Raw genomic sequence first — 12,631 nt, 5'->3', positions numbered from 1 at the left:
GCGGCTTTTTGTGTTGAGCAAGGCGAGCCGGTAACCCGTGACTGAAATGCGCCGCTGCCGGTTAAATGGCCTATAATAAAAGTGCTAGCAATGTGTAAGCGCAAACATCAATTGTCCTTGGACCTGGGACGATCAGGCTGATGTCGCAGCTGCCGCGTTCAGGGGTGCAAAGAAACGCAGGTGAAACCGTGGTGCTATGATGAGTTTAGGAGCGGTCATCCAGCAGTGGCACAAAAATGATTGGCCGGGTCAACGGGGAGCGCCAGGCAACAGATTAAAAAATCACATGATCATGGAGGCAGAAAGATGAGTATTGCAGTAAGGTATTTTTCTAAGACCGGGAACACGCAAAAGGTCGCTGATGAACTGGCTCAGCACCTGAACGTCGAGGCGCAAACCGTTGACACGCCTTTGCCGGAGCACGTTGATCAGCTTTTCTTAGGTGGCGCCATTCACATGGGCAGCATCGACAAGGAGTTGAAGGCGTTTGTCGCCAAGCTGGACCCGGCGCAAGTCGGCACGGTCACCATGTTCGGGACCTCAGGCGGCGTGATGTCGATCGGCCACGGGCTGGAAAAAGAGCTGAAGGCCCAGCACCTCAACGTTTCGCAGCACCGGTTGTTCCTGCACGGCATGATGCCAAGCAAAAAGGCGCTCAGTGATGACGAAAAAGAAAAGATTGCCGCCTTTGCGCAGCAATCCTTGAAATGAGCATGGATTAAATTTGAATCTCGGTTCAGGCGGTGGGGCAAAAGTCCCATCGCCTATTTGTCATTACCCTTCTGTGTAAGGATGATCCGGGTCGTCGTGTTTTTCCGGTGCCTCGCTGGCCTGAGAGCCTTTCGGAGTCTCAGGTGCCTTGGGTGCTTGTGGTGCAACACTGGTAGTCGGCGCTGCAAAGACGTTAGGATCGATCCGCGAATCTAAGTCGGAACGGGTACCGGTGTCATCAGCAGGCAAATTTGGTAATGGTTTGGACGGCAGTAAGGTGAGAATCAGGATCGACAGGGAGACGGCCCAGGACAGGAGGCTGGCGACTGTCGAGTCCTTCGGCATGAAGTTAGTGGAGGCGTTTATTAACAGTTGGACCAGGTAGATCCACCATGGAATCCCCGCATCGCGGTAGCGCCGAATGAGCAGGGCCAAGGATGGGACCAGTAGCACCAGTGCTACAAGAATGACCAACAGTAGAAAAATCACAAGGCCGATTCCCATGTGGCCAAAGATTTTGGCCGGGCTCATGGTGTCCGGGTCGAGGCCAATCGCAGAGCCAACCACCGCAACGATAAAGCCAATCATGGCGACAATGCTTAGGATGGCACCAAACAGAATGACCCACCAGTACTCACTGCGACTGGAGCGTCCCGTAAAGTTGAAGTAGTTACCGAAAAATGCCTTAATTGTTGAAAAGCCCGTGGCGCGGTAGTACTTGTTGTTCGCGGCGGCCTGCTCCTGTGCACTAGACTTGATTGCCATTTTTTCTCACTCCTTACCCAATTTTACTGAATCGTAGCATAACGCCGTGGTGCACGCAATCGCTTCCGCCTAGAGGTGGTTAGTTTTGCGCCGTTATAAATGGTATACTGGAACGGATGGTGCGCTGATGCACCGCTGATTGGAGGCTGTTGCATGGACATTTTAAAGTGGCGCGTGCTGCCGCCCCCATGGCGCAAGGCCAGTCGGACGCAGCTTAGCTTTTAAGGAGAGATAAATAATGACGCAAGCAATCGATTTACGTGCCGGCATGACGTTCGTGAAGGACGGCAAGCTGATCAAGGTTTTGGAAAGCAATCACCACAAGCCGGGCAAGGGTAACACCTTAATGCAGCTGAAACTCTACGACGTACGGTCCGGCTCCACGGTCCAAACGACCTACCGCCCGACGGAAAAAATCGAGCTGGCCGAGCTGATCACCAAGCCGGCTCAGTACCTGTACACGCAGGATGACACCGCGATTTTCATGGACCTGGAAACGTACGAGCAGTATGAGATCCCGACGGCTAGCTTGGAATCGGAGCGCAAGTACCTGCTAGAAAACATGAAGGTCGCTATCGAGTTCTACGGCACCGAGGTCATTGGGGTTACCCTGCCAAGCACGGTAAACTTGAAGGTGGTTGAGACCCAGCCGTCGCTTAAGGGTGGGTCAGTGACCAACGGCGGCAAGCCGGCTACGATGGAAACTGGATTGGTCGTGAACGTCCCCGACTTTGTTCAGGCGGGCGAAACAATCGTTGTCAGCACCCAGACTGGGAACTACGAGAAGCGTGCATAGGTTACCGAAGCACCGCTGCGGCGGCGCTTTTTTTGTCCCTTCTGAAGGCGTTTAATGGAAAAAACGCACACAATCTTGACAGGCACAACCTACTTATGAGAACCCGCTGAGAGTAATTGGTCTACTTCTAACAGCATTGTTAGGTCAAATCACCTCCTTTCCCCTTATACTGAAAAGGTAACAGGGAAGGGCGGAGGATAATGAGAAGGAGACGACGCCGCAACATCAGATGGGGCCTAGCGTTAGGCGGCGTGGGGGCGCTTTTGGTCGGACTTGGGTTGTGGACGGCCACCAGGGTGAATCACCCGGCGGTGCAGCCCGATTCGCTGAGCCGGGAAGAAGCCTCGCTGCTCAGACATCACGTAGGCAAGTCGATCAAAGTGACGCTGCCTGAGGGGCGTGCGCGATTTGTGCTCCCTGATAGGCAAAAAACAGTGGCCCCAGCGCTTAAACAGGCTGCTGCGGCGGTGCTTTCGCAGCTGCCGAAAAAGGCGCGAAACAAGACTGTAATCGTGACGGCTCAATCGCAGCCTGCACCGCTGGGGTTGGTGACGTGGAACGCAGATATTGAAAGCCTGTACGCACAGGGCAAGCGTGTCCAGCAGCGGCAACTGACTCGGGAGCTGACGACTACCGCTCAGGGGACGCTGGCGCGCATTGGGGATTTAGTCGCTGATGACAATGCACGACGGGCGGTCAACTACGCGGCACAAACGCACCAGGCTGAAACGCACCGGCTAGATGAGGCACAGCTGAATCAGTTGATACAGGCCCCGCTACTGGCGTCATTGACCGCAACCAATTTCAAACTGACCGCAGCGGCGTTGACCATCACCGCGGCAGCCGGCCAGGCGGTCGCGACAGTGCCATACCCGAAACTTGCTCCTTACCTGAAGGGCGCGACGCCCCACGCGCCTGCCGGGAAGCTGATTGCCCTGACTTTCGATGATGGGCCTAACCCGCAGACGACGCCCAGCATTTTAAAGACGCTGGCCGCGGCTCGAGTCAAAGCCACATTTTTCGAGGTGGGGACTGGTATTGCCCAATTCCCGGCTCTGGCCAAAAGTGTGAAGGCAGCAGGCCACGAAGTCGGGACCCACACCTATGATCACCCATACCTGCCCAAGCTGGCCCGGCCTCAGCTGCTGGATGAAGTTTACGGCAAGAATCTTTGGACTTATTACCAGGCGTTCGGGACGCTGCCACCGTTTATCCGGCCGCCGTACGGGGCGATGTCCAAGGCAAACGCCGCTCTGGTGGGGATGCCCGCCATTCAGTGGTCGGTCGACTCACAGGACTGGCGGTCAAAGAGCAAACCTGCAATCATTGCGCGCGTCCAGGCGACGGCGCGGCCAGGGGCCATCGTTTTGATGCATGACATCCAGCCGGCCGAGGTTGAGGCGCTGCCGGTCGTGATCACGAAGCTGAAAAGCCAGGGTTATCAGTTCGTGACGGTCAGCCAGCTGCTGGGTCAGCGGCTGCTGCCGGGCCATCAGTACTTTGGTCAGGGCGACGAGCGGTTGATCAGTTAGGCCCAGAAGCGTTTGCGAGAGCAGACGCTTTTTTGGTAGAATCACCCCGGAGGCGGCTCATGACAGAGTTTTATTTAGTGCGGCACGGCGAAACGGAAATCAATCAAAAAGGGGCCTTTAACGGCGGCCTGGTCGACTCGCCGCTGACGGCCAAGGGCGTGGCCGGGGCTGAGGCGGTCGGCGCGGCCTTGGCGCAAGTTCGCTTCACGCAAGCACTCAGTTCGCCGCTGCCGCGGGCGTTGACCACGGCCAAGTTGATCTTGGCCGCGAATCGCTTTCGCCGTCAGACCCCACTGCAAGCGGCATGGGGGCTGCATGAAATGCGCTTGGGTCAGTGGGATGGCCAAACCATCCAGAAGGTGGCGGCCCCTGAGGCCCTTGACCTTTACTTCCACCGGCCGCTGGAGTTTGATGCGGACTGCGCGGCCAAATTTGGTGTCGAACCTTATGAAGCAGTCGCTCGGCGCGCGGTGCCGGTGTTTGAAACGGCTGCGCTGGCACACCCCACGGGAAAGATTTTGGTGGTGGGGCACGGCCTGCTGTTTCAGATCCTGACCACGGTGCTGCTGGGGTTGCCCCTGGCACGGTTGCGCGAGGCGCCAATGCTGAAGAACACGACGGTGACGAAGCTGATGACACGGAATGGCAAAACTTTTTCTCAGGTTTATCGGGACCGTCAGCCGGTTGGCACAACGCCGCTTCAGCCCTAGCAGCACGGGCCGAGCACGGTCGGTCCCGCCAGAGTTCGGCTACGCGGCAAAAATAAATTTTTACTTTGGCCTTGACATTGTTTTCTAATTTTTGTATTCTCTTGTCATACCAGTTCAACTGGTGCGAAGGAGTGTTGAGCATGACAACAAATAAACCAACACAACTAAATCGCTTGTATTACTACGGCTATTACGGATAGCGGCTGCATCGCTAATTGGATGCAGACCGCGCAGCAGGTTTGCATCCATGATAGGCGCAGCGTTTAAGCATGATTTTTAAGCGGCCACATGGATGAGAGGATCTCTTCCATGTGGCTTTTTCTTTCCGGAAAGAAACTGGCCGGCCACAGGAGAAATCCTGCGGCCGGCTTTTCTGTTTCGCGGCAAACGAGTGAGCGCAATAAATTCTGGAGGAAAATTATGATGAAAATGAACAAAGTCTTGTTATCGTTAGCAGCAGTCGGGATGGTCGGGGCGCTTGCCGCCTGCGGGAATAGCGCCAGCGCCAGCAGCGCAAATAAAACCGTTAAGGTCGGAATCTTACAGCTGATCGATCAGCAGGCCTTGAACGCGGCCAATAAGGGGTTCAAGGAACAGCTGGCCAAGGAAGGCTTCAAGGGCAGCAAGGTCAAGTTTGATAACCTCAACGCGCAAGGCGATCAGGGCAACCTGAGCTCCATGTCCGCCCGCCTGAAGAGTGACAAGAACACTGTTAACTTGGCCATCGCCACTCCGGCCGCCCAGGCGCTGCTGAAGGCCGATAACCAGACGCCGATGGTCTTCACCGCCGTCACCGATCCGAAGTCCGCAGGCCTGACCGGCGACCCGAAGAAGCCCGACAAGAATGCCACCGGGGTCACCGACATGGTCGACGTGAAGGGCCAGATCGACTTCACTCACCAGCTGTTTCCAAAGGCCAAGACAATCGGCCTGCTGTACAACGCGGCCGAGGAAAACTCTGTCGTTCAGATCAAAATTGCGCGCCAGGAAATCGCTAAGCTTGGTCTGAAGGCCGTCGTCAAAACCGCGGCCACCACCAACGACGTTCAGCAGGCGGCCGAAACGCTGGCCGGACAGGCTGATGCCATCTACATTCCAACAGACAACACGGCTGCCGCCGCAATGCCGACCATCGGTAAGGTGTCTGCCGCTAAAAAGGTGCCAGTCGTCACCGCTGATGCCACCATGGTCAAGCTGGCCGGGGTCGCAACGGTCGGGATCAATTACGAAGACCTGGGCAAGCAGACCGCTAAGCTGGCAGTGAAGATCATCAAGGGCAAGAAAGTTTCTAGTCTTGCCGTTCAGGCGCCAGCCAAGGCAACCCTGGTCACCAACAGCAAGCGCATGGCACAGTTCGGTGTCACCAAGGCGCAGGCGGAAAAGGCGGCGAAGGCCGTCGAATAACCTTTCTACGTGGTGAGCCGGAGCAAAGCTTGTGATTAATTCCCAAAAGGTCCTTGACGAGTTAGTGTGATGAGTGTATTCTCATTTACATAGCAAAGGTTAATCTTTGCCAGTAAAGGACGTGTTGATTATGAACCAAGTCATCTCAACACAGCTTAATCGCAACTTTTTCGCCGGCTTTTTCGGATAGCGGTTTGCATCATGGATGCAAGCCGCGGGCTTACATCCATGATGGCCGGCACCTTTAAACGTGCAATTTACCGCCACATGGAGCAACTTCATTCCATGTGGCTTTTGTTTTTCCTAGGACAAAAACAGACGCCAGCCACTGGAATGAAACCGAGTGGCTGGCGTTTTCTGTTTCGCGAACAGTGCGCTTGCCGCGGCTCATCCGGATCCGGCACCACATTCTAGGAGGAATTCATGATGAAGTTGAAACACATCGCATTAGGGTTAGCCGCCGTCGCCGTTTTGGCCTTGGCCGGGTGCAGCAGCAGTGCCAAAGCCAGTACCGGCAAGAAAACGGTCAAGATCGGGATTTTGCAACTGATCAACCAAACCGCGCTGGATGATGCGCGTCAAGGCTTTGAGCAGGAACTGGCCAAGGAAGGTTACAAGAGCGACAAGATCAAAATCGATTACGTGAACGCGCAAGGCGATCAAAGCAACCTGCAGAGCATGAGCCAGCGCCTCAAGCAGGACAAGAATGACGTCAACTTGGCGATTGCGACGCCGGCCGCGCAGGCCCTGATGAAAGCCGACAAGGACACGCCGATGGTCTTCACGGCCGTCACTGATCCCAAAGCCGCCGGTCTGGTTGCCAATCCCAATCATCCGGAAGCCAACGCCACCGGGGTCACCGACATGACCGACATCAAGGGCCAGCTCGAGTATCTCAAGCAATTGTTCCCCAAGACCAAAACGGTGGGCCTGTTGTACAATGCCGCCGAGCAGAACTCCGTTGTTCAGATCAAAACAGCGACCAAGGCGGCCAAGCAGTTGGGGCTGAAGGTGGCCAAGGCGACGGTGGCCTCGACCAACGATGTGCAATCTGCGACCGAAACGCTGGCGGGTAAGTCTGATGCGATGTACCTGGTCACCGACAACACGGTTGCGGCCGCGATGCCGACGGTCGGCAAGCTCTCGCTGAGCAAGCATGTTCCAGTCGTCTGCGCGGCATCCACCATGGTTGAGGACGGTGGGGTCGCCACCAAGGGCATTTCGTACAAGGAACTTGGCAAGCAAACCGCGCGCATGGCAATCAAGATCCTGAAGGGGAAGAAAGTGGCCGATCTGCCGGTGGAAAAGCCGGCCAAGACCACTGTGGTCAAGAACGAGAAAATGATGAAGGCGTTCGGGCTGACCGACGCGGACGTCGAAAAGTAATCTGTCACTCAGTTTTTGGAGGTTAACATGGACATCCTGACATCGAATATATCGACCGGTTTTTTATGGGCAATCATGGCGATCGGCGTTTACCTGACGTTCCGCATCTTGGATATCGCCGACATGACCGCTGAAGGGAGTTTTCCCTTGGGTGCGGCGATCACGGCGCACACGCTGGTTTCCGGCGTCGGTCCGATTCCGGCGACGCTGCTGGGTTTTTGCGGCGGGGCGCTGGCGGGCCTGGTTTCTGGTCTGCTGCACACCAAACTGAAAATTCCTGACCTGCTCACCGGGATTTTAACGATGACGGGACTGTATTCGGTGAACCTGTTCATCATGAAGGCGGCCAACGTGTCGCTTTTGGCCGACATCAAAACGGTCTTTACGATGGTTAATATTGGGGACGCCACGATGACCACCATCGTCATCGGACTGATCATCCTGCTGATTGTGATTGGCCTGCTAGTGCTGTTTTTCAATACTGAAATGGGCCTGGCAGCGCGCGCCGTGGGGAACAATCAGGCGATGGCGGCGGCCAATGGGATCAATAACGACAACATGAAGATCATCGTCTACATGATCTCCAACGGCCTGATTGCCTTGTCGGGTTCGCTGATGGCACAGACCAACGGATATGCCGATGTGTCAATGGGAATCGGCACCCTGGTCATCGCGCTGTCGGCCATTATCATCGCCGAAATTCTGGTGCGTAACGTCAGCTTCGGCCAGCGCCTGCTGATGATCATCGTCGGGGCGATCATTTATCGCCTGATTATCGCTGGCGTCCTGCAGCTCGGGGTCGATCCCAACTACCTGCGCCTGTTCTACGCGCTGATGCTGGTGGTCTTCCTGGCGCTGCCGCTGGTCGAAAAAGAAGTCAAGAAGGCACGCGAGCGTGCTGCGAATAAACGGGAGATGAATAACTGATGACAACGCCAGCCTTGGAAGTACACAAGTTGAATCAGTGGTTCGAAAAAGGAACTCCGAACGAGAACCACGCCCTGAAAGACGTTGAGTTGACGCTGCAGCCCGGCGAATTCGTCACTATCATTGGCGGCAATGGGGCGGGCAAGTCCACGCTGCTCAACAGCGTGGCAGGCTCGCTTCAGGTGACGCAAGGCCAAATTAAAATTGCGGGCAAGGACGTGACCTACCAGTCCGTGGCCAAGCGGGCCAACCTGATCTCGCGGGTCTTTCAGGATCCCCGCTCAGGGACCGCACCGCTGCTCACCGTCAAGGAAAACCTGGCCTTGGCGTTGAAACGCGGTTCCTGGCGCAACTTCTGGCGCCGCGGCGTGAAGCGCGATGATTTGGCGCTAATGAAAGAAAAACTCGCCAGCCTCAACCTGGGACTGGAGGATCGGCTGGACACCGACATTGGCCTGCTTTCCGGCGGCCAGCGCCAGGCCATCACGCTGCTGATGGCCACGATTAACCTGCCGGAGCTGCTGCTGCTTGACGAGCACACCGCGGCGCTGGACCCAGCCACTTCCGCGACCGTCATGGATCTGACGCAGCAGATCGTTTCGGCGCAGCACATCACCACGCTGATGATCACGCACAACATGCAGGACGCCTTGAAGTACGGCACGCGTCTGATCATGCTGGACCACGGCCGGATTGTGGTCGACCTGCCGGCAGAAAAGAAGCGCGGGCTGACGATTCCCGACCTGCTTGCGCTGTTTAAGGAACAAAGCGGCGAGGAAATGAATGATGATGCTGTTCTCCTTAGTTGATCATTTCCGCCTCAAAAAAGATTGCCCACTGGTGGCAATCTTTTTTTGCAGAAATATTAGCGCTCATGTTGTAAGAGTGCTAATTTCGTGGTACTATATATTATGTAAACAAGAAGGCGTGCGAAGCGGTGCGACTGACTATATATAACCTCAGACATCGCCCCGCGGCGGTGTCTTTTTTGCAAGGACGCAGGTTTGGCGTTATTAGGGGGATGATCATCCTAGCTTGCCGCTTTGCTCGGGGTGTGAGCGAAGGGAGGGCGTAGGCGAGCGCTTCCTTGTGGCCGAACCGGCACCTGCTCACTGCACCCGCCAACTTGTGAACAACTGACTAGACGAATGAACCTGTCCCGCGTTGCCAAACGCAGGGCCAAAGGAGGAGTTTTTATGGCACAATTTAATGATCCATTCTTCAATGATGGTATGGATGATTTTCTGAATCAGGTCCTGCATCAAATGGGCGCAAACGGTCAGCGCCGCTACGTGGTCAACGGTCATGAGCTGACGCCTGAAGAGGTGGCGCAGCTGCAACAAAGTGGCCGCATGCCAGCGCAAAACGCGCAGGAGATCCCGGTTCAAGAAGGCAAGCCGCAAAAGAAAGGAATCCTGGAAAAGCTCGGCCGCAATCTGACCAAGGAAGCTGCGGCCGGAACGCTGGATCCAGTCATCGGCCGCGACAAAGAAATTCAGGAAACCGCGGAAATTTTGAGTCGGCGGACCAAGAACAACCCAATCCTGGTAGGGGATGCCGGCGTTGGCAAGACGGCGGTAGTTGAAGGGCTCGCCCAGGCGATCGTCAAAGGTAACGTGCCCGAAGCCATCAAGGACAAGCAGATTATTTCCATCGACTTGTCCAGTTTGGAGGCTGGCACTCAGTACCGGGGCAGTTTTGAACAAAACATCGAGGATCTGATCAAGGAAACCAAGAAGGCTGGCAACGTGATTCTGTTCTTCGATGAGATCCACCAAATCTTGGGCGCCGGCTCGACCGGCGGTGAAGACGGCAGTAAGGGCCTGGCGGATATTATCAAGCCGGCGCTGTCCCGTGGTGAGATCACGGTGATCGGCGCAACGACGCAGGATGAGTATCGCAACACCATCATGAAGGATGCCGCCCTGGCGCGGCGGTTCAATGAAGTGACAATCAACGAACCGAGTCCGGCAACGACGGTTGAAATTTTGAAGGGGGTCAAGGGCCTTTACGAAAAGCATCACAACGTCAAACTGCCTGATGATGTGCTGAAGGCCGCGGTCGACTACTCGATGCAGTACATTCCGCAGCGGTCACTGCCTGACAAGGCCATTGACCTGATCGACATGACGGCCGCGCACCTGGCGGCTAAGCACCCAGTGGTGGATAAAGTCACCCTGGAAAAGCAGATCGATCAGAAGACGAAGGAAAAGGACGAGGCGGCGAAGGCCGAGGACTTCGAAAAGGCGGCCAAGCTTAAGACGGAGCTTGAAGCGCTTGAGAAGCAGAAGAATAGCGCCAGTGCCCAGGCCGAGCCTGTGGTGGCCACGCCGGACGACGTCGCGCAGTCCGTTGAGCGCCTGACCGGCATTCCGGTCGCGCAAATGGGCGCCAACGACATTGAACGCTTGAAGAACATTGGCAAGCGTCTGAAGGGCAAAGTCATCGGCCAAGACGAGGCCGTGGACATGGTCGCGCGGGCGATTCGGCGCAACCGGGCCGGGTTTGACGAAGGCAACCGGCCGATTGGTTCCTTCCTGTTTGTCGGCCCCACCGGGGTCGGCAAGACCGAACTGGCTAAACAGCTGGCGCTTGACCTGTTTGGCAGCAAGGACGCGATCATTCGCCTTGATATGTCCGAGTACAGCGACCGCACCGCCGTCTCCAAGCTGATCGGCACCAGCGCCGGTTACGTCGGCTACGAGGACAACGGCAATACGCTGACCGAGCAGGTTCGGCGCAACCCTTACGCAATCGTCCTGCTGGATGAAATCGAAAAGGCCGACCCGCAAGTCTTGACGCTGCTGCTCCAGGTTATGGACGATGGCCGGCTGACAGACGGCCAAGGCAACGTGGTCGACTTCAAGAACACGGTGATCATTGCGACCTCCAACGCCGGTTTTGGTGAAGAGGCCCTGACCGGTGAAAAGGCCAAGGATGAGCCGCTGATGCAGCGGCTGGCGCCATACTTCCGGCCTGAGTTCCTGAACCGCTTCAACGGAATCGTCGAGTTCAGCCACCTGACTAAGGATGACCTGGGCAAGATCGTCGACCTGATGCTGTCTGATGTCGACAAGACGCTGGCGAAGAAAAGCCTGACGCTGACGGTCACCCCGCAGGCGAAGACCTGGCTGATCGCGCAGGGCTATGACGAGGCGATGGGCGCACGCCCACTGCGCCGGGTCATTGAGCGGCAAATTCGCGATAAGGTCACGGATTATTACCTGGATCACCAAGCCGAAAAGCACCTGCAGGCTGACGTGGTTGACGGGACCATCGCCATCAGCGCGGTCAAGGACGCCCAGCCAGTGGCCTAAGCGTTTAAAGTTAGGTTTGCCAAACAGTCATGCAAAAATGGACATCACCACAATGCAATGCGGTGATGCCCATTTTTTATGGCCAGAGGAAGTGGTCGACTGCGGAGATTACTGCCGGATTGGTCCGCAGCAGGCGGTGCTGGGCCAGTGGGCCGGAGAATTCCAGCGCTTGGTAGCTTTTTAGCCGAGGCCCAAGCAGATACCGGAGCGAACGCGATGAGACGTTGTTGATTTTGCCGTCCCAGTGCCGACCATCGCCAAGGTCGCCGTATATGTTGAGGACTGAGACCTGGTGCTTGGGAAAATGGCGCCGGAGTCCCAAGGCCCGCTTATAGTCCGGCGCGACCCACGGCGGCTTGCCGCCAGGCCCTAAGCGGTGCTTGCGCCGCGGCCGGTGGACGCCGGGGATGCCGTCGAAGTTGCCGGCGATGGCGACGTATTTTTGCAGCTGCGGCAGCTGCTGGTATTGGCCGTATCGCAGCTCGTAAAACAGGACGGCGGCGTTGCCCAACGAGTGGGCGACAACGTTATACCGAGTGATGCCGTACTGCTTTTGCAGTGCCATCAGGACGTCGCGCAGCCAATCCGAGATGCGATTGTAGCGTAGCGTGCGATTGTTCAGGAAGACCACCTTGACCAGCGGCCGGTGGCTGGTCGCCGGCCAATTGCCGGTGAACGTGACCTGACCGGTGTTGTTGACGGTGGCGGTCAGCACACTGGTGGCGTGGTCCTCGCGCTCCGCAGTCTGCATCAGCGCATTCATCGCGTTGGGGCCCGCGCGATGGCCATGCAGGTACAGGGTGGGGACATGACGCACCGTGGCGGCGTGTAGTGTGTGCCCGGGTGCCAGCCCGAGTCCCAGCGCCGTGATCACGACCAGCATAAGGATCATCAGCCGTTTTCGCATGTCTGTCGCCCCCTGTTGCCTTTACCTTACGGATATTCTCTGCGTGAAGCAATAGTCGTTGGCGCACCTTAGTAAAGTTGAAAAATGTGTTAAACAGGCTTAGACAAAATTAGCCTAGTCGCGTTCCACAAAGCAACGCCCAGACACGCAAACGCCCCTGCATCTCGATTCGAAGC

Annotated in this window: 11 protein-coding genes; 9 read left to right on the top strand and 2 right to left on the bottom strand. The window is 56.5% G+C overall.

From position 1 onward, the window contains the following. Positions 1 to 306: 306 nt before the first annotated feature. Positions 307 to 711, top strand: a complete 405-nt coding sequence (locus FC75_RS05775) for a flavodoxin family protein (protein ID WP_054662211.1) — start codon at positions 307 to 309, stop codon at positions 709 to 711. 63 nt (positions 712 to 774) lie between these two features. On the opposite strand, the gene FC75_RS05770 is transcribed toward FC75_RS05775, so the two are convergent. After that, complete coding sequence (locus FC75_RS05770; RefSeq protein WP_054662214.1) at positions 775 to 1,476, bottom strand: DUF805 domain-containing protein; 702 nt, start codon at positions 1,474 to 1,476, stop codon at positions 775 to 777. Between the two features lie 238 nt (positions 1,477 to 1,714). Between FC75_RS05770 and efp the strand changes: the two genes are divergently transcribed. The 8 genes from efp to FC75_RS05730 all read left to right on the top strand — a co-directional run bounded on the left by efp (position 1,715) and on the right by FC75_RS05730 (position 11,548). Beyond that, the gene (gene efp / locus FC75_RS05765; RefSeq protein ID WP_056989372.1) at positions 1,715 to 2,272 is read left to right on the top strand and encodes an elongation factor P; all 558 of its coding nucleotides are present in this window, start codon (positions 1,715 to 1,717) and stop codon (positions 2,270 to 2,272) included. Between the two features lie 200 nt (positions 2,273 to 2,472). After that, complete coding sequence (locus FC75_RS12460) at positions 2,473 to 3,804, top strand: polysaccharide deacetylase family protein (RefSeq protein ID WP_082623116.1); 1,332 nt, start codon at positions 2,473 to 2,475, stop codon at positions 3,802 to 3,804. Between the two features lie 59 nt (positions 3,805 to 3,863). After that, on the top strand, positions 3,864 to 4,514 hold the full coding sequence (locus FC75_RS05755; RefSeq protein ID WP_056989371.1) for a histidine phosphatase family protein: 651 nt from the start codon (positions 3,864 to 3,866) through the stop codon (positions 4,512 to 4,514). A gap of 423 nt (positions 4,515 to 4,937) precedes the next feature. Beyond that, the gene (locus FC75_RS05750; RefSeq protein WP_056989395.1) at positions 4,938 to 5,918 is read left to right on the top strand and encodes an ABC transporter substrate-binding protein; all 981 of its coding nucleotides are present in this window, start codon (positions 4,938 to 4,940) and stop codon (positions 5,916 to 5,918) included. A 423-nt stretch (positions 5,919 to 6,341) separates the two neighbouring features. After that, positions 6,342 to 7,304: an ABC transporter substrate-binding protein gene (locus tag FC75_RS05745; RefSeq protein ID WP_056989370.1), complete on the top strand. Its 963-nt coding sequence runs from the start codon at positions 6,342 to 6,344 to the stop codon at positions 7,302 to 7,304. A 27-nt stretch (positions 7,305 to 7,331) separates the two neighbouring features. After that, positions 7,332 to 8,231 carry an ABC transporter permease gene (locus FC75_RS05740; RefSeq protein ID WP_056989369.1) on the top strand — a complete coding sequence of 300 codons (900 nt, stop codon included), beginning with the start codon at positions 7,332 to 7,334 and terminating at the stop codon, positions 8,229 to 8,231. Continuing rightward, positions 8,231 to 9,040, top strand: coding sequence for an ABC transporter ATP-binding protein (locus tag FC75_RS05735; protein WP_054665982.1), 810 nt, complete (start codon positions 8,231 to 8,233; stop codon positions 9,038 to 9,040). Before FC75_RS05740 ends, FC75_RS05735 begins: the two co-directional genes overlap by 1 nt. A gap of 387 nt (positions 9,041 to 9,427) precedes the next feature. Next, positions 9,428 to 11,548, top strand: a complete 2,121-nt coding sequence (locus FC75_RS05730; RefSeq protein WP_056989368.1) for an ATP-dependent Clp protease ATP-binding subunit — start codon at positions 9,428 to 9,430, stop codon at positions 11,546 to 11,548. A 76-nt stretch (positions 11,549 to 11,624) separates the two neighbouring features. Here FC75_RS05730 and FC75_RS05725 read toward each other — a convergent pair whose 3' ends face one another. Beyond that, entirely contained in the window at positions 11,625 to 12,455 is an 831-nt protein-coding gene (locus FC75_RS05725) for an alpha/beta hydrolase (protein WP_056989367.1), read from the bottom strand. Positions 12,456 to 12,631: the final 176 nt, after the last annotated feature.

The organism is Lacticaseibacillus camelliae DSM 22697 = JCM 13995, assembly GCF_001436615.1.
In the GTDB taxonomy this organism is placed as follows: Bacteria; Bacillota; Bacilli; order Lactobacillales; family Lactobacillaceae; genus Lacticaseibacillus; species Lacticaseibacillus camelliae.
Note: the sequence above shows the minus strand (reverse complement) of the source record. Positions and strands in the feature narration are given on the sequence as shown.

What these genes read in the sequence shown, in the direction of transcription:
- efp (WP_056989372.1), top strand. Translation starts at nt 1,715, where the DNA reads ATGACGCAAGCAATCGATTTACGTGCCGGCATGACGTTCGTGAAGGAC.
- FC75_RS05775 (WP_054662211.1), top strand. Translation starts at nt 307, where the DNA reads ATGAGTATTGCAGTAAGGTATTTTTCTAAGACCGGGAACACGCAAAAG.
- FC75_RS05750 (WP_056989395.1), top strand. Translation starts at nt 4,938, where the DNA reads ATGAAAATGAACAAAGTCTTGTTATCGTTAGCAGCAGTCGGGATGGTC.
- FC75_RS12460 (WP_082623116.1), top strand. Translation starts at nt 2,473, where the DNA reads ATGAGAAGGAGACGACGCCGCAACATCAGATGGGGCCTAGCGTTAGGC.
- FC75_RS05770 (WP_054662214.1), bottom strand. Translation starts at nt 1,476, where the DNA reads ATGGCAATCAAGTCTAGTGCACAGGAGCAGGCCGCCGCGAACAACAAG.
- FC75_RS05745 (WP_056989370.1), top strand. Translation starts at nt 6,342, where the DNA reads ATGATGAAGTTGAAACACATCGCATTAGGGTTAGCCGCCGTCGCCGTT.
- FC75_RS05735 (WP_054665982.1), top strand. Translation starts at nt 8,231, where the DNA reads ATGACAACGCCAGCCTTGGAAGTACACAAGTTGAATCAGTGGTTCGAA.
- FC75_RS05755 (WP_056989371.1), top strand. Translation starts at nt 3,864, where the DNA reads ATGACAGAGTTTTATTTAGTGCGGCACGGCGAAACGGAAATCAATCAA.
- FC75_RS05725 (WP_056989367.1), bottom strand. Translation starts at nt 12,455, where the DNA reads ATGCGAAAACGGCTGATGATCCTTATGCTGGTCGTGATCACGGCGCTG.
- FC75_RS05730 (WP_056989368.1), top strand. Translation starts at nt 9,428, where the DNA reads ATGGCACAATTTAATGATCCATTCTTCAATGATGGTATGGATGATTTT.
- FC75_RS05740 (WP_056989369.1), top strand. Translation starts at nt 7,332, where the DNA reads ATGGACATCCTGACATCGAATATATCGACCGGTTTTTTATGGGCAATC.